Below are 18,710 nucleotides of genomic sequence, written 5' to 3'. Positions count from 1 at the left end.
GGCTCCTGTCAGTTGAGTTGATCGGCGATGTGCTGCGGTACGGCGATGGGGATTTCCAGTAGTTGCTGGGCGAAAGCCTTGCCCTGGGGGTCGATGCGTAGGCTGGCGATGCCGCCACCGCCCAAGGCGTTTTCCAGCAGGAAATTCAGGCTGTGACTGCCGGGCAGGTACCACCGCTCGACGCGACCATGCACGGGGTCGAGCACATGGCGCATCCAGTCGACGACCACTTCTGGGGTCAGCGTTTCGGCGATCCAGGGCAGGTACTCGGGCGCGCGGGCGATCACACCGATATTGCTGTGGTTGCCCTTGTCGCCAGCGCGCGCCACCGCCAGTTTCACCAGGGCGACGCTGGCGTCGGCGCGGCCTGTGGGTTTGGGTGGGTCGATCGGTGCCGCCGGTGTCACCAGTGCCTGGGCAGTGGGCAGGGCGCAGGTATGTCGTTCGCCCTGCCAGTGGATACTCAGGTCACAGGCCGATTTGTCGATCAGAAACGAAAACAGGCGGATCAGCGGGTATACCGTCGGCCGCCCGCCGACGATGCCGGTGAGCCCCGGCGCCATGCCCGTTGCCGCTTGGGCGATCTCGCGGGCGAACAGCACCAGCGCCTGTTTGCTTGGGTGGCGCACCGCCAGTTTGACCACCACTTCGCGGGTGTCATGGCGCTGCCCGTGGGCGCCGTAGGTCGCTTCGCTGCCCAGCAGTTCGATGTTCACGTCGGTAAAGGGCGCCCAGCCGCGCTGGCTGAACAACTCGGCGGTCTTGCCGATGATCGCCTGGCTGACCCGCTCGGCTTTGGCCACCGCGTCGATCCCGGCGATCAGGCAACTGGCGGTGCAGCGAAAACCATCCGGGTAGGTGGCGCTGACCTTGTAGCGGTCGGTCGGGGGCAAGCCTTTGGCGCCGTGCAGGCGCACCTGGTGCTTGCCTTGTTGCTGCAATTTGACCTGGCTGAAATCGCAGATCACATCCGGCAGCACATACGCGCGCGGGTCGCCGATTTCATACAGCAGTTGTTCGGCCACACTGAGTTCGCTGATCAAGCCGCCGCTACCGTCGACTTTGTTTACGGTGAACTGGCCGTCGGCGCTGACCTCAACGATGGGGAAACCGATATGTTCGTAATCGGGCACGTCGCGCCAGTCGGTGAAGTTGCCGCCGGTACACTGCGCGCCGCATTCGATGATGTGCCCGGCCAGGGCGGCCTGGGCGAGGCGGTCGTAATCGTGCCACGACCAGCCGAATTCATGCACCAGCGCCGCGCTGACCACGGCGCTGTCGACCACCCGACCGGTGATGACGATATCCGCTCCGAGGGCGAGGGCTTGGGCGATGCCCGGCGCGCCGAGGTAGGCGTTGGCCGATACGCATACCGGCGGCAGTGGCGTGCCGTCGAACATATCGGTGATGCCGTGCAGATTTTTCAGCTGGGGTTGCAGGTCATCGCCCAGCAGCACGGCGATTTTCAAGGGCACTTGGGCATGGTCGCAAGCCGCTTGCAGGGCGGCGGCGCAGGCCTGGGGGTGGATGCCGCCGGCGTTGCTGATCACCCGGATTCCCTGGCGCTGGAGATCGGCCAGCAACGGCGTGAGCACCTCGACGAAGTCCGTGGCGTAACCGGCCTTGGGATCTTTCATGCGCGCGCCGGCGAGGATCGACATCGTCACCTCCGCCAGGTAATCGAACACCAGGTAGTCCAGGGCACCGCCGTGCACCAACTGCGCGGCGGCGGTGCAGGTGTCGCCCCAAAAGGCGCTGGCGCAGCCGATACGAACCGTCTTGCTCATGAGAAATCCTTCCTCGAATGGCTGTGGCCGAGACTACCAAGCAAGCGCTTGGTTTGTAAACGCCGTCGACAAGTTTTACCCAAGCGCTTGCTTGGGTGGCTGGCACGGCCTAAATTGCCGGCCAACACGTTCTGGCAGTAGAGGAGAGAAGCATGGATGAGCAAAAAGCCTTGCAGGTAATGCGCACCATGGTCGACGGCGGCCAATTGACCGACCCCGACAGTGCCCGGGGCAAGTTGCTGCAGACGGCGGCTCACCTTTTTCGCAACAAAGGTTTCGAGCGCACCACCGTGCGCGATCTGGCCGGCGCCGTGGGCATCCAGTCCGGCAGCATCTTTCATCACTTCAAGAGCAAGGACGAGATCCTGCGGGCCGTGATGGAAGAAACCATCCACTACAACACCGCGCTGATGCGTGCTTCGCTGCAAGCGGCGAGCAGCGTGCGCGAGCGCGTGCTGGCGCTGATCCGCTGCGAATTGCAGTCGATCATGGGCGGCAGCGGCGAAGCCATGGCGGTGCTGGTGTATGAATGGCGCTCGCTGTCGGCCGAGGGGCAGGCCCAGGTGCTGGCGTTGCGTGACGTGTATGAGCAGATTTGGTTGCAGGTGTTGAATGAAGCCAAAGCGGCGGGCTACATCCGCGGCGATGTATTTATCACCCGGCGCTTTCTGACCGGCGCGCTGTCCTGGACCACCACCTGGTTCCGTGCCGAGGGCGGCAGCCTGACTCTCGAACAACTGGCGGAAGAAGCATTGCTAATGGTTCTGAAAGAGGACTGAGGCGCAAGCTATTAATTTGCCGGTAGAAAGTTGTCTCCCCAGGCAAAAACGCCTAGCTTATTGCCATCAGAGTGATGAACGGTGTGTGCCTCGATGTTATCGCCATGGCGGTTGGCTGCAGGAGTTACTTTATGGGCACTGGGCACCGCCGCGTGGCTGCCTGCTTCAGCTGCGCAATTGGTGCGCATCGGCGCGGCGCATTTTCCGCCGTACACCGTGCGACCTGAGCAGGGGGCCGATACCGGGTTGCTGCCGCAGTTGGTGGAGGCGTTGAACGCCGAGCAGACCGAGTACCAGTTCGTGCTGGTGCCCACTTCGATTCCCCGGCGTTTCCGCGATTTCGACCAGGGCCGGGTCGACATGGCGATCTTCGAAAACCCCGACTGGGGCTGGCAGAAGATTCCCCATACCAGCGTCGATATGGGCTTGGAAGACGCGGAAATCTTCGTCGCTCAACGTGCGCCCGGACGCGACCAAAGCTATTTCGCTGACCTGGCCGGCAAGCGTCTGGCGGTGTTCAGCGGTTATCACTACGCCTTCGCCAACTTCGACCCCGACCCCAAGCTCATGGCCGAACGCTTCAACGCGACCTTGACCTATTCCCACGACAGCAACCTGCTGATGGTCGCCCGCGGGCGCGCCGATATTGCGCTGGTGACCCGCTCTTACCTCAGCGATTTCATGGTACGCAATGCCGACACCGCCACGCAGTTCCTGGTCTCGGAGCGTATCGACCAGATCTACCACCACTACGCGCTGCTGCGTCCCAAAGCGCCGATCACAGGCCCAGCGTTTGCCGCGCTGCTCAAACGCCTGCGCGATAACGGCGAAATGCTGAAGATTTTCGAGCCTTACCGCATCGATGTGATGCCGGTGCCTTGATCGAGGGTTTTACACCCGCCGCGCAAACGTATCGCTGTGGCTGCCCGAGACCTTGCGGCAGTGCACCAGCGCGTCGCGAATCATAAAGTTCACCAGGGTCGGCGAGACGCCCAGCTCCTTGGCGATGTCCTTTTGTGGCACGCCATGCAAGCGATACATCTCGAACGCATAGCGGGTGCGCTGGGGCAGTTGGGTCAGGGCCTCGGCGATGGTTTCCAGGGTATTGAAATTGATGTGGGAGGTTTCCGGTGAAGCACCGTGAATCACCACATTCAAACCTTCCTCTTCCGTACCGGAGTATTTCAGTTCAAGGGCCTGCTTGCGGTAGTGATCGATCGCCAGGTTGCGCACGATCTGGAACAGGTAACTGAGCTGGGCTTTGAACGAGGAGGTGATAGTCGGCGCCGATTGCAGGCGAAAGAACGCATCCTGAACGACGTCTTCGGCCCGCGAGCGGCAGCCGGTAATGCGTGCCGCGATCTTCACCAGAATCGTTCGATTGTCGACGAACGCCTGAAGAAGAGGTGAATCGCACCTGCCTGTGGTTACTGGTTCCGTCATGGAAATCACCTTGTCGCAAAAGAGGTTAGGGGAGGGCTTCCTTGCTGAGGCCTCCTACACATCGGGCAACAAATTAGGATGAATGATAATGATTGTCAAATGAGAAGACGAACTAATCTTATGCTTTTCACTTTGATGTGAAGTGCCTCACGCGCTGCCCCGGCGACTAATTATTTGCCGAGGCCGTCCGTTCTCATGGGTGACAGGTCCGTTCCCGCAGCGGCCAAGAATCAGCACCCGCAGGAGGACGAGATGGGTTTTTATCGTGCACACAGCGTGTCTCACATCGGAGCACTCCAGGGATGAGTGCAGCGACCCGATTGCGCCTGTATTGCCTGCCTTATTCCGGCGCCAGCGCCATGGTCTATGTGCGCTGGCGCCGTGCGTTGCCGGACTGGCTACAGGTCTGCCCACTGGAATTGCCCGGTCGCGGCATGCGCATGGACGAGCCCTTGCAGCGCGACATCAAGGCCCTGGCGGCGCAGCTCGCGCAGGAAATCAGCCGCGATCCGCACACCCCCTACGCCTTGTTCGGCCACAGCCTGGGTGGCCTGCTGGCGTTTGAACTGGCCCACGCGCTGAACGCCCGCAATCTGCCGGCGCCGCTGGCGCTGTTCGTATCCGGGACTGCCGGGCCGGCCCGTCGGGACGTCAGTGAATACGCGGTTGAAAAGACTGATGAACAGCTGATCGCCCGTCTGCGCGAACTGCAGGGCACCGCCGAGGAGGCCCTGGCCAACCCCGAATTGATGCAATTGATGCTGCCGATCCTGCGCGCCGATTTTCTGCTGTGCGGCAGTTTCAGCTATGGCGAGCGCCAGCCCCTGGGCATGCCGATCCATGTGTTCGGCGGCAAGCAGGACAGCGTGCGCGCCGACCAATTGCTCGACTGGCAATTGGAGGCCGCCAGCGGCTTTTCCCTAGACCTGTTCGACGGTCACCACTTCTTCATCGTGCAGCACGAAAGCGCGGTGCTGCGCTGTGTGCGGCGCTATGCCGAGGAACACCTGACGCGCTGGCGCAATGGCGCGCCGCGGCAACTGGCCGCTGGCTGAGCGCAGCCCATTTTTCCGATTTCCCCGTAAGCCGATTTCAGGCAGGAACCCCATGATGGACGCCTTCGAACTTCCCCGCACACTGGTCCAGTCCCTTCAATATCGCGCCGCGCACACCCCGGATCAGGTGGCGTTGCGTTTTCTCGCCGAGTCGGCCGAGCACAACGTGGTGCTCAGTTATCGCGAACTGGACCAGCGCGCCCGCACCATCGCAGCAGCGTTGCAGGCGCAGGCGAGCCTGGGCGACCGCGCGGTGTTGTTGTTCCCCAGCGGCCCGGACTACGTCGCAGCGTTCTTTGGTTGCTTGTACGCCGGGGTGATCGCGGTGCCGGCCTATCCGCCGGAGTCCACGCGTCGCCATCATCAGGAGCGCCTGCTGTCGATCATCGGCGACGCCGAGCCGCGCCTGTTGCTGACCATCGCCAGTCTGAGCGACGGCCTGGCGCAACTCCACAACGCGCCGCCGGTGCTGAGCGTCGACACCCTTGACGCGCAGCTTGCCGAACAGTGGGTCGCGGTCGACCTGCAAGCTGACGATATCGCCTTTCTGCAATACACCTCCGGTTCCACCGCGTTGCCCAAAGGCGTGCAAGTCAGCCACGGCAACCTGGTGGCCAACGAAGTGCTGATCCGCCGTGGTTTTGGCATCGACCTCAACCCGGACGACGTGATCGTCAGCTGGCTGCCGCTGTACCACGACATGGGCTTGATCGGCGGCCTGCTGCAACCGATTTTCAGCGGCGTGCCGTGTGTGTTGATGTCGCCGGCGTACTTTCTCGGTCGGCCGTTGCGCTGGCTGGAAGCGATCAGTGAATACGGCGGCACCATCAGCGGCGGTCCGGACTTTGCCTATCGCTTGTGCAGTGAGCGGGTCAGCGAATCGGCCCTGGAGCGTCTCGACCTGAGCCGCTGGCGCGTGGCCTATTCCGGTTCCGAACCGATCCGCCTTGACACCTTGGAGCGCTTCGCCGACAAATTCGCGGTGTGCGGCTTCAGCCCCAACAACTTTTTCGCCTCCTACGGCCTGGCCGAAGCCACACTGTTTGTGGCCGGCGGCCGTCGTGGCCAGGGTATCCCGGCGCTGCGGGTGGACGACGCGGCGCTGGCCGCCAACCGCGCCGAGCCAGGGCAGGGCAGTGCGATCATGAGCTGCGGCACGGCGCAGCCGGACCACGCGGTGTTGATCGTCGACCCCCACAGCCTGAGCGAACTGGCTGACAACCACGTCGGCGAACTCTGGGCCAGCGGGCCGAGCATCGCCCACGGCTACTGGCGTAACCCCGAAGCCACCGCCAAGACCTTTGTGTCGCACGCCGGGCGTACCTGGTTGCGCACCGGTGACCTGGGCTTTCGGCGCGACGGCGAGGTGTACATCACCGGTCGCCTGAAGGACCTGTTGATCGTGCGCGGCCACAACCTCTATCCCCAGGACATCGAACAGACCATCGAGCGCGAAGTGGAAGTGGTGCGCAAGGGTCGGGTGGCGGCGTTCGCCGTCAGTGATCAGGGCCTGGAAGGTATCGGCATCGCCGCCGAAATCAGCCGCAGCGTGCAGAAAATCCTGCCGCCCGAAGCGTTGATCAAAGCGATTCGTCAAGCGGTGGCCGAGGCCTATCAAGAAGCGCCGTGTGTGGTGGTGCTGCTCAACCCCGGCGGTTTGCCCAAGACTTCCAGCGGCAAGGTGCAGCGCGCCGCCTGCGCACTGCGCCATGCCGATGGCAGTCTCGATTGTTATGCGCAATTCCCCGATCGGCAGGTGTTGGCCGTTGAGGCGAGCTTGGAATCCGAACTGCAGCGCCAGATCGCCGCGATCTGGTGCGAGCAACTGCAGGTCGCGAGCGTGGCAGCCGACGACCACTTTTTCTTGCTCGGCGGTAACTCCATCAGCGCCACCCAGGTGATTGCGCGCCTGCGTGAAAGCCTGGGCCTGGAGCTGAACCTGCGCCTGTTGTTCGAGGCACCGACCCTGCAAGGTTTCGCCGCACAGGTCGCGCACCTGCAACAGGACGGCGGGGTGGCTCAAGGGGCCATCCGCGCCTTGTCTGCTCACGACGAACGGCCTCAGTCCCTGGCGCAGAATCGCCTGTGGATCACCTGGCAACTCGCCCCCCAGAGCAGCGCGTACACCATCCCCGGCGCCCTGCGCCTGCGCGGCGAACTGGATGAAGACGCGGTGCGCGCCAGCTTCGAGCAGTTGATCCAGCGCCACGACGCCCTGCGTACGCGCTTTTACGAGCGCGACGGCCAGGCCTATCAGCGCATCGACGCCGCAGTCACGTTCGACTTGCAACTGATCGACCTCAGCGATTTACCCGCCGCCGAGCGTGAAGCCCGCGCGCAGCAGATTCGCGAGGACGAAGCGCGCACCGTGTTCGATCTGGAGAAAGGTCCGCTGCTCTGGGTAACCCTGGTGCGCCTGGACGATGAAGACCACCAGTTGCTGGTGACGCTGCACCACATCATCGCCGATGGCTGGTCGTTGTCGATCCTGCTCGACGAGTTCGCGCGCCTGTATTCGGCCGCTGTTCAGGGCCAAACCCTGACACTGCCACCTTTGACCGTAAGCTACGCCGACTACGGCAGTTGGCAGCGCCAATGGCTGGCCGACGGTGAGGGCTCGCGTCAACTGGCGTACTGGCAGGCGCAACTGGGCGATGAGCACCCGGTGCTGAGCCTGGCGACCGATCACCCGCGTGCGGCCCAGCACCGCCGCAGCGCCTCGCGGCATAGCGTGCGCTTGAGCGCGAGCCTTAGCGAAGCGCTTCGCCAGACTGCCCAGGCCCATGAATCCACGCCGTTCATGTTGCTGCTCGCGGCGTTCCAGACCTTGCTCTACCGCTATAGCGGCCAGCGCGATATCCGTATCGGCGTGCCCAGCGCCAACCGCCCGCGCCAGGAAACCCAGAGCCTGGTGGGCTTCTTTATCAACACCTTGGTGCTACGCGCCGAGCTGGATGGGCGCCTGCCGTTCAATGAGTTGCTGGCCGCTACCCGCCAAACCGCATTGGGCGCCCAGGCCCATCAGGACCTGCCGTTCGAACAACTGCTGGAAGCCTTCCCCCAGGCTCGCGAACAGGGGTTGTTCCAGGTGATGTTCAACCATCAGCAGCGGGACTTGAGCGCGCTGCGCCGCCTGCCGGGCATGCTCGCCGACGAGTTGCCATGGCACAGCCGCGAGGCCAAGTTCGACCTGCAACTGCACAGTGAAGAGGACCGCAACGGGCGCCTGAGTCTGTCGTTCGACTACGCCGACGAACTGTTCGAGGCGGCGACTATCCAGGGTCTGGCCGAACACTTTATCCACCTGCTGCACGGCGTGTGCGAACAGCCGCACCTGGCCCTCGGCGACCTTGCGTTGCTGCCGCACGATGAACAGCAGGCATGGAACGCCGCGCCCTGCGCGCCGGCGCAACAATGGCTGCCCGAAGCCCTCAACCAGCACACCTCGGACGCCACCGCGCTGGTGTGGGACGGCGGCAGCCTGAGCTTCGCCCAACTGCATACCCAGGCCAATCGCCTGGCCCATTACCTGCGCGACAAAGGCGTCGGCCCGGACGTGTGCGTGGCCATCGCCGCCGAGCGTTCGCCGCAGTTGCTGATCGGTCTGCTGGCGATCATCAAGGCCGGCGGCGCCTACGTGCCACTGGACCCGGACTACCCGGCCGAGCGCCTGGCCTACATGCTCAAGGACAGCGGCGTGCACCTGCTGCTGACCCAGACCGCACTGCTCGATCGCGCGCCGAGCGCCGAGGGCGTGTGCGTGATTGCCATGGACAGCCTGCACCTGGACAGTTGGCCGACTCAGCCGCCGGGCCTGCACCTGCACAGCGACAACCTCGCTTACGTGATCTACACCTCCGGCTCCACCGGCCAGCCCAAAGGCGTGGGCAATACCCACGGGGCTCTGGCCGAGCGCTTGCAATGGATGCAGGCCACCTATCGGCTCGACGCCAGCGATGTGCTGATGCAGAAGGCGCCGATCAGTTTTGACGTGTCGGTATGGGAGTGCTTCTGGCCGTTGATCAGCGGCTGCCGCCTGGTACTGGCCGGGCCCGGCGAACACCGTGACCCCCACCGCATCGCACAGTTGGTGCAGACCTACGGCGTGACCACGCTGCACTTTGTGCCGCCGCTGTTGCAGCTGTTTATCGACGAGCCGCTGGCCGCCGAATGCACCAGCCTGCGCCGCCTGTTTTCCGGTGGCGAAGCCTTGCCCGCGGAGCTGCGTAATCGCGTGTTGGCGCAGTTGCCGGCGGTGCAGTTGCATAACCGCTATGGGCCGACCGAAACCGCCATCAACGTCACCCATTGGCACTGCCAGGCCGAGGACGGCGAGCGCTCGCCGATTGGTCGGCCGCTGGGTAATGTGATCTGCCGCGTGCTCGACGAGCACCTCAACCCACTGCCGGCCGGAGTGCCGGGTGAGTTGTGCATCGCCGGCATCGGCCTGGCGCGCGGTTACCTGGGGCGTGCCGGGCTGACCGCCGAACGCTTCGTTGCCGACCCGCTGGGCGAAGCCGGCACGCGCCTGTATCGCACCGGCGACCGTGTGCGTTGGAGCCGCGACGGTGTGCTGGAATACCTCGGCCGCCTCGACCAGCAGGTCAAGCTGCGCGGGTTCCGCGTGGAGCCGGAAGAAATCGAAGCGTGCCTGCTGGCCCTGGACGGTGTCGCCCAAGCCGTGGTGTTGGTACGCGACGGGCAATTGATCGGTTACTACACCGCGCACACCCCGTTGGATGAACGCGACGTCAAAGCCGCCCTGGCCGCCGAGCTGCCGGAGTACATGGTGCCCGCGCAGGTGATACGCCTGGATGCCATGCCCCTGAGCCCCAGCGGCAAAATCGACCGTCGCGCGTTGCCTGAGCCGGTGTGGCACACCCGCGAACATGTGGAACCCGCGACGCCTTTGCAGCAGCAGATCGCCGCGATCTGGCGCGAGGTGCTTGGAGTGCCGCAGGTGGGCCTGCGCAATGATTTCTTCGCCCTCGGCGGCCACTCCCTGCTGGCCACCCAGATCGTTTCCCGCACCCGCCAGGCCTGCGATGTCGAGCTGCCGTTGCGCACCCTGTTCGACGCCAGCGAGCTTGAAGCATTTGCCACACAGGTCGCGCTGATCCAGGCGGCCGGTCAGCGCAATCAGCACACCGCCATCGCCAGGGTCGACCGTCGCCAGCCGGTGCCGCTGTCCTATTCCCAGCAGCGCATGTGGTTTCTCTGGCAGATGGAACCGGACAGCCCGGCCTACAACGTCGGCGGCATGGCGCGCTTGCGCGGGGTGCTGGATGTGGGGCGTTTCGAAGCCGCGTTGCAGGCCTTGATCATGCGTCACGAAACCCTGCGCACCACGTTCCCCAGCGTCGATGGCGTGGCCTGCCAGCACGTCGCGGCGCAGACCGGCGTGCGCATGGACTGGCAGGACCTGTCCGCCCTCGATGCTGCCGAGCGCCAGCAGCGCCTGCAGCAGTTGGCCGATCACGAAGCCCATACACCGTTTAACCTGGAAACCGGGCCGTTGCTGCGTGCGTGCCTGGTCAAGGCCGGCGAGCAGGAGCATTACCTGGTGCTGACCTTGCACCACATCGTCACCGAAGGCTGGGCCATGGACATTTTTGCCCGTGAACTCAGTGCGCTGTACGAAGCGTTTATCGACGAGCGCGAGTCGCCGCTGGCACCGCTGCCGGTGCAGTACCTGGACTACAGCGTGTGGCAACGCCAATGGCTGGAGAGCGGCGAGCGTCAGCGCCAATTGGATTATTGGACCGCCCAACTGGGCAGCGAACACCCCTTGCTGGAACTGCCCGCCGACCGTCCGCGGCCGTCGGTGCAAAGCCATCGGGGCGAGCTGTATCGCTTCGACCTCAGCGACGAACTGGCCGCGCGGGTGCGGGCCTTCAATGCCGAGCGCGGCTTGACGCTGTTCATGACCATGACCGCGACCCTGGCGGTGCTGCTCTACCGCTACAGCGGCCAGACCGACCTGCGCATCGGCGCCCCCGTGGCCAACCGCATCCGCCCGGAAAGCGAGGGGCTGATCGGCGCGTTCCTCAACACCCAGGTGCTGCGTTGCCAGCTCGATGGGCAGATGAATGTCCACGAATTGTTCGAGCACGTTCGTCACACCGTGATCGAAGGCCAGTCCCATCAGGACCTGCCGTTCGACCACTTGGTCGAAGCCTTGCAACCGCCGCGCAGTGCAGCGTACAACCCGCTGTTCCAGGTGATGTGCAACGTGCAGCGTTGGGAATTCCAACAGCGCCGCCAACTGGCCGGCATGACCGTCGAGTACCTGGCCAACGATGCGCGCGCCACCAAGTTCGACCTCAACCTGGAAGTCACCGACCTCGACCATCGCCTGGGTTGCTGCCTGACCTACAGCACCGACCTGTTCGACGAACCGCGCATCGCGCGCATGGCCGAGCATTGGCGCAACCTGCTCGAAGCACTGATCGCCGACCCGCACCAGCGCTTGAGCGAATTGCCGTTGCTGAGCGCCGCTGAACAACGCCAGTTGCAGCGCAGCCTGGGCGCCGAGCCCGGTGTGCATCGCCTGGATCAATGCCTGCATCCGCTGTTCAGCCAACAGGCACGACAACGTGACGACGCCCCGGCGCTGACCTTTGCCGGTGAAACCCTCAGCTACCGCGAGCTGGAAGCGCGCGCCAACCGCCTGGCCTGGATGCTGCGCGAGCGTGGCGTGGGCCCCCAAGTGCGGGTCGGCCTGGCACTGCCCCGGTCCTTGGAGATGGTGGTTGGCCTGCTGGCGATCCTCAAGGCCGGCGGCGCCTATGTGCCGCTGGACCCGGAATACCCCCTCGATCGCCTGCACTACATGATCGACGACAGCGGCATCGGCCTGCTGCTCAGCGATGCGGCGATGTTCGAAGCCCTCGGCGAACTGCCGGCCACGGTAGCCTGCTGGTGCCTGGAGGATGACCTGCCGGTGCTGGGCCATTACCCGGCCGAGGCGCCGCCATGCATCAACCTGGCGCAGCATCAGGCTTATCTGATCTACACCTCCGGCTCCACCGGCAAGCCCAAAGGCGTGGTGGTGTCCCACGGTGAAATCGCCATGCACTGCCAGGCGGTGATCGAGCGTTTCGGCATGCGCGCCGACGATTGCGAATTGCACTTCTATTCGATCAATTTCGACGCCGCCACCGAGCGTTTGCTGGTGCCGTTGCTCAGCGGCGCACACGTGGTGCTGCGGGCTGAGGGGCAATGGGATGCCGAGCAGATCTGCGGGTTGATACGCAACCATGGCGTCACGGTGCTGGGATTTACCCCGAGCTACGGCAGCCAGTTGGCGCAATGGCTGGCGACCCAGCGGCAGACATTACCGGTGCGCATGTGCATCACTGGCGGCGAAGCCCTGACCGGCGAACACTTGCAGCGCATCCGTGGGGCGTTCCAGCCCGCGCTGTTTTTCAACGCCTACGGCCCCACCGAAACCGTGGTGATGCCCCTGGCCAGCCTGGCGCCGCCGCAGTGGGAGGAGGGCGCTGGCAGCGTGCCGATCGGCAGCATTGTCGGTGAGCGCGTGGCGTACATTCTGGATGCCGATCTGGCCCTGGTGCCCCAGGGCGCGAGCGGCGAGTTGTACATTGGCGGGGCCGGTCTGGCCCAGGGTTACCATCAACGTCCGGGCATGACCGCCGAGCGCTTTGTGGCCGACCCGTTTGCCGCCGATGGCGGGCGTCTGTACCGCACCGGTGACCTGGTGCGCCAGCGCGCCGATGGCCTGGTGGAGTACCTGGGGCGAATCGACCATCAGGTGAAGATTCGCGGTTTCCGCATCGAATTGGGGGAAATCGAAACCCGTCTGTTGGAACACAGCCAGGTGCGCGAAGCGGTGGTGCTGGCGCTGGATGCGCCGAGCGGCAAACAACTGGTGGCGTACCTGGTCAGCGACGCCGAGCACGGCCCTCTGCGCGAGGCCCTCAAAGCCCACCTGAAGGCGCAACTGCCGGACTACATGGTGCCCGCGCATCTGATCGTGCTCGACAGCATGCCGCTGACTGCCAATGGCAAGCTCGACCGCCGTGCGTTACCGCAACCCGACCCGGAGGCCAACCGCCAACATTACGTGGCGCCAGGCAACGCCCTTGAAAGCAGCTTGGCCGCGATCTGGTGCGCCGTGTTGAATGTGCAGCAAGTGGGCCTGGACGATAACTTCTTTGAACTGGGCGGCGATTCGATCCTGTCGATCCAAGTGGTGAGCCGCGCACGCCAGGCCGCGATTCATTTCAGCCCGCGTGACCTGTTCCAGCACCAGACCGTGAGGGCCTTGGCCGCCGTGGCCACGCGCACCGAGCACATTCGCGCCGAGCAAGGCGTGCTCACCGGCCGTTCGGGGCTGACGCCGATCCAACAGTGGTTCTTCGAAACGCCGATGCCCAACCGTCAGCACTGGAACCAGGCGCTGCTGCTCAAGCCGCTGCAACTGCTCGACCCGCACCGTCTGGAGCAAGCGTTGCTGGCGGTTCTGGAACAGCACGATGCGCTGCGCCTGAGTTTTACCCGGCGCGACGCCCAGTGGCACGCCGAACACCTGGCCGTACCCCATGGCGGTGTGCTGATGCAGGCCCAGGTACGCGACATGGCGCAGTGCACCGCGCTGTTCAACGACACCCAGCGCAGCCTCGACCTGCAACACGGCCCGCTGCTGCGCGCGCTGCTGGTGGACGGGCCCGAGGGCCAGCAACGCCTGCTGATCGCGATCCATCACCTGGTGGTGGACGGCGTGTCGTGGCGTGTGCTGCTCGAAGATTTGCAAACGGTGTACCGCCAGTTGAGCGCCGGCCAGTCGGTCAGCCTGCCGGCCAAGACCAGCGCGCTGCGTGACTGGGCCGCGCGCCTGCAGGCGTATGCCGGCAGCGAATCCCTGCGCGAAGAACTGGCCGTATGGCAAGCGCAGTTGGCCGGGCCTGACGTGGCGTTGCCGGTGGACCGTGCCCATGGCGCGCTGCGCAATCGCGATGCCGACAGCGTCAGCGTGCGCCTGGACGCCGAGCGCACCCGCCAGTTGCTGCAACAGGCGCCCAGCGCATACCGCACCCAGGTCAATGACCTGCTGCTGACCGCCCTGGCCCGCGTACTGTGCCGCTGGAGCGGCCACGCCTCGGCGTTGATCCAATTGGAAGGCCACGGCCGCGAACCGCTGTTCGACGATATCGACCTGACCCGTAGCGTCGGCTGGTTCACCAGCGCGTACCCGCTGCGTCTCACGCCCCAAGACGGGCAGGGCGATTCGATCAAGACGATCAAGGAACAGCTGCGCGCGGTGCCCCACAAGGGCCTGGGCTATGGCGTGCTGCGCTACCTGGCGGACGCCGGTTGCAAGCAGCAGATGGCGGCGCTGCCGAGCGCCGAAATCACCTTCAATTACCTTGGCCAGTTCGACCAGAGCTTCGGCGCCGATGCGCTGTTCCATCCGCTGGATGAGCCGGCCGGCCAGGCCCATGACCCGGACGCGCCGCTGCCCAATGCTTTGAGCGTGGACAGCCAGGTCTACGGCGGTGAATTGCTGCTGCGCTGGACCTTCAGCCGCGAACGCTATGATGCGCGCACCATCGGCGCATTGGCCGAGGCTTACCTGGCCGAGTTGCACCGCCTGATCGAACACTGCCTCAGCGACCAGGCCGGTGGCCTGACACCGTCGGACTTCCCTCTGGCGCGCCTGACCCAGGCACAACTGGACAGCCTGCCGGTGCCCGCCCATGTGATCGAAGATGTCTACCCGCTGACCCCAATGCAGGAAGGTCTGCTGCTGCACACCTTGTTGGAACCGGGTACCGGCCTGTACTACATGCAGGACCGCTACCGCATCAACAGCGAGCTGGACCCCGAGCGTTTCGCCCAGGCCTGGCAAGCGGTGATCGCCCGTCACGAAGCCTTGCGCGCGTCGTTCTGCTGGAACGTCGGCGAAGACATGCTGCAAGTGATTCACGCACCGGGTAGCACCCCCATCGAGTACCTGGACTGGCGTCACGCGCCGGAGGCCGAGCATGAGCCGCGCCTGCAAGCGCTGCTCAAGGCCGAGCGCGAGGCCGGTTTCGATCTGCTCAACCAGGCTCCGTTCCACCTGCGGCTGATTCGCGTGGGCGAGGCGCGCTACTGGTTCATGATGAGCAACCACCACATCCTGATCGATGCCTGGTGCCGTTCGTTGCTGATGAACGACTTCTTCGAAATCTACCTGGCGCTGGGTGAAGGCCGCGACGCGCAACTGGCCACGCCGCCGCGCTATCGCGACTACATCGCCTGGCTGCAACGCCGCAACCTGAGCGAAGCGCGCCAGTGGTGGCAGCAGAACCTGAAAGGCTTCGAACGCACCACGCCGATCCCCAGCGACCGCCCATTCCTGCGCGAACACGCCGGCCACAGCGGCGGCATGGTGGTGGGCGACTGCTACACCCGCCTCGATGCGCACGACGGCGCACAGCTGCGTGAATTGGCCCAGGCCCATCAACTGACCGTCAACACTTTCGCCCAGGCGGCCTGGGCGCTGGTGCTGCGTCGGGTGAGCGGAGACCGTGACGTGGTGTTTGGCGTGACCGTGGCCGGTCGTCCGGTGGACATGCCCGAGATGCAACACACGGTCGGCCTGTTTATCAACAGCATCGCCCTGCGGGTGCAACTGCCCGAGGAAGGCCAGCCCTGCAGCGTGCGGCAGTGGTTGAACGGCCTGCTCGACAGCAATATGCAATTGCGCGAGTACGAATACCTGCCGCTGGTGACTATCCAGGAACACAGCGAACTGCCCAAGGGCCAGCCGTTGTTCGACAGCCTGTTCGTGTTCGAAAACGCCCCGGTGGACACCACGGTACTGGACCGCGCCCACAGCCTGAACGCCACCTCGGATTCCGGGCGCACCCACACCAATTTCCCGCTGACGGCCGTGTGCTATCCGGGCGATGACCTGGGCTTGCACCTGTCCTATGACCAACGCTATTTCGACGAAAGCACCGTGCAAGGCTTGCTCGCCGAGTTCAAACGCCTGCTGCTGGCGCTGGTGCAGGGCTTCCATGGCGACATGGCCGACTTGCCGCTGATGGGCGAACAGGAGCGCGATTTCCTGGTGCACGGCTGCAACCAGAGCGAACACGCCTACCCGCTGGAGCGCAGCTATGTGGAGCTGTTCGAAGCCCAGGTAGCCGTGCATCCACAGCGTATCGCCGCCAGTTGCCTGGACCGGCACTGGAGTTACAAGGAACTGAATCGCCGCAGCAATGGCCTGGGGCACGCACTCATCGCGGCGGGTGTCGGCCTGGATCAACCGGTGGCGTTGCTGGCCGAACGCGACTTGGAATTGCTGGGCATGATCATCGGCAGCTTCAAGGCCGGGGCCGGCTACTTGCCCCTGGACCCGGGCTTGCCGAGCCAGCGTCTGCGCCGCCTTATCGAGCTGAGCCGTACGCCGCTGCTGGTGTGCAGCGAGGCGTGTCGCGAACAGGCCATCGCGTTGTTGGACGGTATCGACTGCCAGTTGCTGGTATGGGACGAAGTGCCGGCCCGTGGTGAGAACCCGGGTGTCTACAGTGGCCCGGACAACCTCGCCTATGTGATCTACACCTCCGGCTCCACCGGCCTGCCCAAAGGCGTGATGGTGCAACAGCGCGGCATGCTCAATAACCAGTTGAGCAAAGTGCCGTACCTGGACCTGACCGCAGCGGATGTGATCGCGCAAACCGCCTCCCAGAGTTTCGATATTTCCGTGTGGCAATTCCTCGCCGCGCCGTTGTTTGGCGCGCGGGTGGATATCGTGCCGAACAGCATCGCCCACGACCCGCAAGGTTTGCTGGCCCATGTGCAGGCCCAGGGCATCAGCGTGCTGGAGAGCGTGCCGTCGCTGATTCAGGGCATGCTCGCCCAGGAGCGCCTGCACCTGGACGGCCTGCGCTGGATGCTGCCGACCGGCGAGGCGATGCCGCCTGAACTGGCGCACCAGTGGCTGCAACGCTACCCCGAGATCGGCCTGGTGAATGCGTACGGCCCGGCGGAATGTTCCGATGACGTGGCGTTCTTCCGCGTCGACCTGGCCTCGACCCGTGGCACTTATCTGCCGATTGGGACACCCACCGACAACAACCGCCTGTACCTGCTCGATGGCGCACTGGAGTTGGTGCCCCAAGGCGCCGTCGGCGAGTTGTGCGTGGCGGGCACCGGGGTCGGACGCGGCTATGTTGGCGACCCGTTGCGTACTGCGCCGGTCTTCGTGCCCGACCCGTTCGGCGCACCGGGCGAACGCCTGTACCGCACCGGCGACCTGGCGCGGCGGCGCAGCGATGGGGTGTTGGAATATGTCGGTCGGATCGACCATCAGGTGAAGATTCGCGGCTACCGGATCGAGTTGGGGGAAATCGAAGCGCGTCTGCACGAACAAGCCGACCTGCGCGATGCCGCCGTCGGCGTGCAGGACGGCGTCAACGGCAAGCACTTGGTAGGCTACCTGGTGGCGGCCGATGGCGCGCTCAACCCCGGCGAGCGCCTGGACCGTATCAAACAGCGCCTGCGCGCCGAACTGCCGGAGTACATGGTGCCGGTGCATTGGCTATGGCTTGAACGCCTGCCGCTCAACGCCAACGGCAAACTCGACCGCAACGCCCTACCGGCCCTGGAGATCGGCCAGTTGCACCGCCAGGATTACCTGGCGCCACGCAACGAACTGGAAACCACCCTGGCCGTCATCTGGGCCGAAGTGCTCAAAGTCGAGCGGGTCGGTGTGCAGGACAACTTCTTCGAGCTGGGCGGGCATTCGCTGCTGGCCACACAGATTGCCTCGCGTGTGCAGAAAACCCTGCAACGGGACGTACCGCTGCGGGCGATGTTCGAGTGCAGCACCGTGGCGGAACTGGCCGAGTACATCGACGGGTTGGCGGGCAGTGAGATCAGCGTGGAGAAGGTGGATCGCTTGAGTGATTTGATGGCGGAGTTGGAAGGGCTCTGATCTGCGATGGTCATAACACTTACTCAAGTCCTGAAGGCCGACACATAACTCTGTGGTATGAGCAGGCTTGCCCTGCGCCGGGCTGCGAAGCAGCCCACTCACCATAAAAGCTTCACTTTCTCAGGCTGTGTTTTCATCGAGGACGTGTAGATACCACGCCTCGATGGCGCCAGTCCAAGTTGACCCGGCTATCCTCGCCCATTTCTGCGGCCACGCAACCGAGCAAGGTAAAGTGCTCGCACCTCGATTAATCGACGAAAAAATCTACCAGAACACGCCAACATACGACATGCACGATCACGAAGGGGACGAGATCGTTGAGATCCCGCTGCCGGATCTTGCCCAGCAAGGAGATAAGGTTTACTGCACCGTTGTGATTGAGCAATGCAGTGGGAAACCGGCTTTCTACACTGTGGCGTACGACTACGCGTTAACGGCTGATGATATAGCTTCCGGTGAACGCCTAACTTTTCCCATCGCCCGTGGCTGGCTGGCACGGCAAAAACCACGCTACGAGTCGATCACTTGCCAAGCAGCCTGGATCACGAATGGTTTGCCGGCCCAACTGCCGGCTGAAGTTGGAAATCCTGATGAAGAGACTGGTTGAAAGGTATGTCCATGCCACTGGTCGTGCCGTGCCTGATCATTCATCAGAACTGTCAACTTTGACAGTAGGCAAGGCTCACGTTCCCAGCGT

7 protein-coding genes are annotated in these 18,710 nt (G+C 64.2%); 5 read left to right on the top strand and 2 right to left on the bottom strand.

Features of this window, described 5'->3' with window-relative positions:
* Positions 1-8 precede the first annotated feature (8 nt).
* On the bottom strand, positions 9-1,787 hold the full coding sequence (locus FIV35_RS07530) for an acyclic terpene utilization AtuA family protein (protein ID WP_034138815.1): 1,779 nt from the start codon (positions 1,785-1,787) through the stop codon (positions 9-11).
* A gap of 152 nt (positions 1,788-1,939) precedes the next feature.
* On the opposite strand from FIV35_RS07530, the gene FIV35_RS07525 reads away from it, so the two are divergent.
* Together FIV35_RS07525 and FIV35_RS07520 are read left to right on the top strand one after the other, a co-directional pair.
* Positions 1,940-2,566: a TetR/AcrR family transcriptional regulator gene (locus tag FIV35_RS07525; protein WP_034099426.1), complete on the top strand. Its 627-nt coding sequence runs from the start codon at positions 1,940-1,942 to the stop codon at positions 2,564-2,566.
* A 93-nt stretch (positions 2,567-2,659) separates the two neighbouring features.
* The gene (locus FIV35_RS07520; protein WP_034138814.1) at positions 2,660-3,448 is read left to right on the top strand and encodes a substrate-binding periplasmic protein; all 789 of its coding nucleotides are present in this window, start codon (positions 2,660-2,662) and stop codon (positions 3,446-3,448) included.
* Between the two features lie 9 nt (positions 3,449-3,457).
* Here FIV35_RS07520 and FIV35_RS07515 read toward each other — a convergent pair whose 3' ends face one another.
* Complete coding sequence (locus tag FIV35_RS07515; RefSeq protein ID WP_034138813.1) at positions 3,458-4,009, bottom strand: RNA polymerase factor sigma-70; 552 nt, start codon at positions 4,007-4,009, stop codon at positions 3,458-3,460.
* Positions 4,010-4,311: 302 nt separating this feature from the next.
* Here FIV35_RS07515 and FIV35_RS07510 point away from each other — a divergent pair, with 302 nt between their 5' ends.
* The 3 genes from FIV35_RS07510 to FIV35_RS07500 all read left to right on the top strand — a co-directional run bounded on the left by FIV35_RS07510 (position 4,312) and on the right by FIV35_RS07500 (position 18,620).
* Positions 4,312-5,064, top strand: coding sequence for a thioesterase II family protein (locus FIV35_RS07510; RefSeq protein WP_034138812.1), 753 nt, complete (start codon positions 4,312-4,314; stop codon positions 5,062-5,064).
* A 52-nt stretch (positions 5,065-5,116) separates the two neighbouring features.
* Complete coding sequence (locus FIV35_RS07505) at positions 5,117-18,013, top strand: non-ribosomal peptide synthetase (protein WP_034138811.1); 12,897 nt, start codon at positions 5,117-5,119, stop codon at positions 18,011-18,013.
* 163 nt (positions 18,014-18,176) lie between these two features.
* Positions 18,177-18,620, top strand: coding sequence for a hypothetical protein (locus FIV35_RS07500; protein WP_034138810.1), 444 nt, complete (start codon positions 18,177-18,179; stop codon positions 18,618-18,620).
* The last annotated feature ends 90 nt before the right edge of the window (positions 18,621-18,710 follow it).

This window comes from Pseudomonas rhodesiae (assembly GCF_007858255.1).
In the GTDB taxonomy this organism is placed as follows: Bacteria; Pseudomonadota; Gammaproteobacteria; order Pseudomonadales; family Pseudomonadaceae; genus Aquipseudomonas; species Aquipseudomonas rhodesiae.
This window is presented reverse-complemented; position numbering and strand designations above follow the sequence as displayed.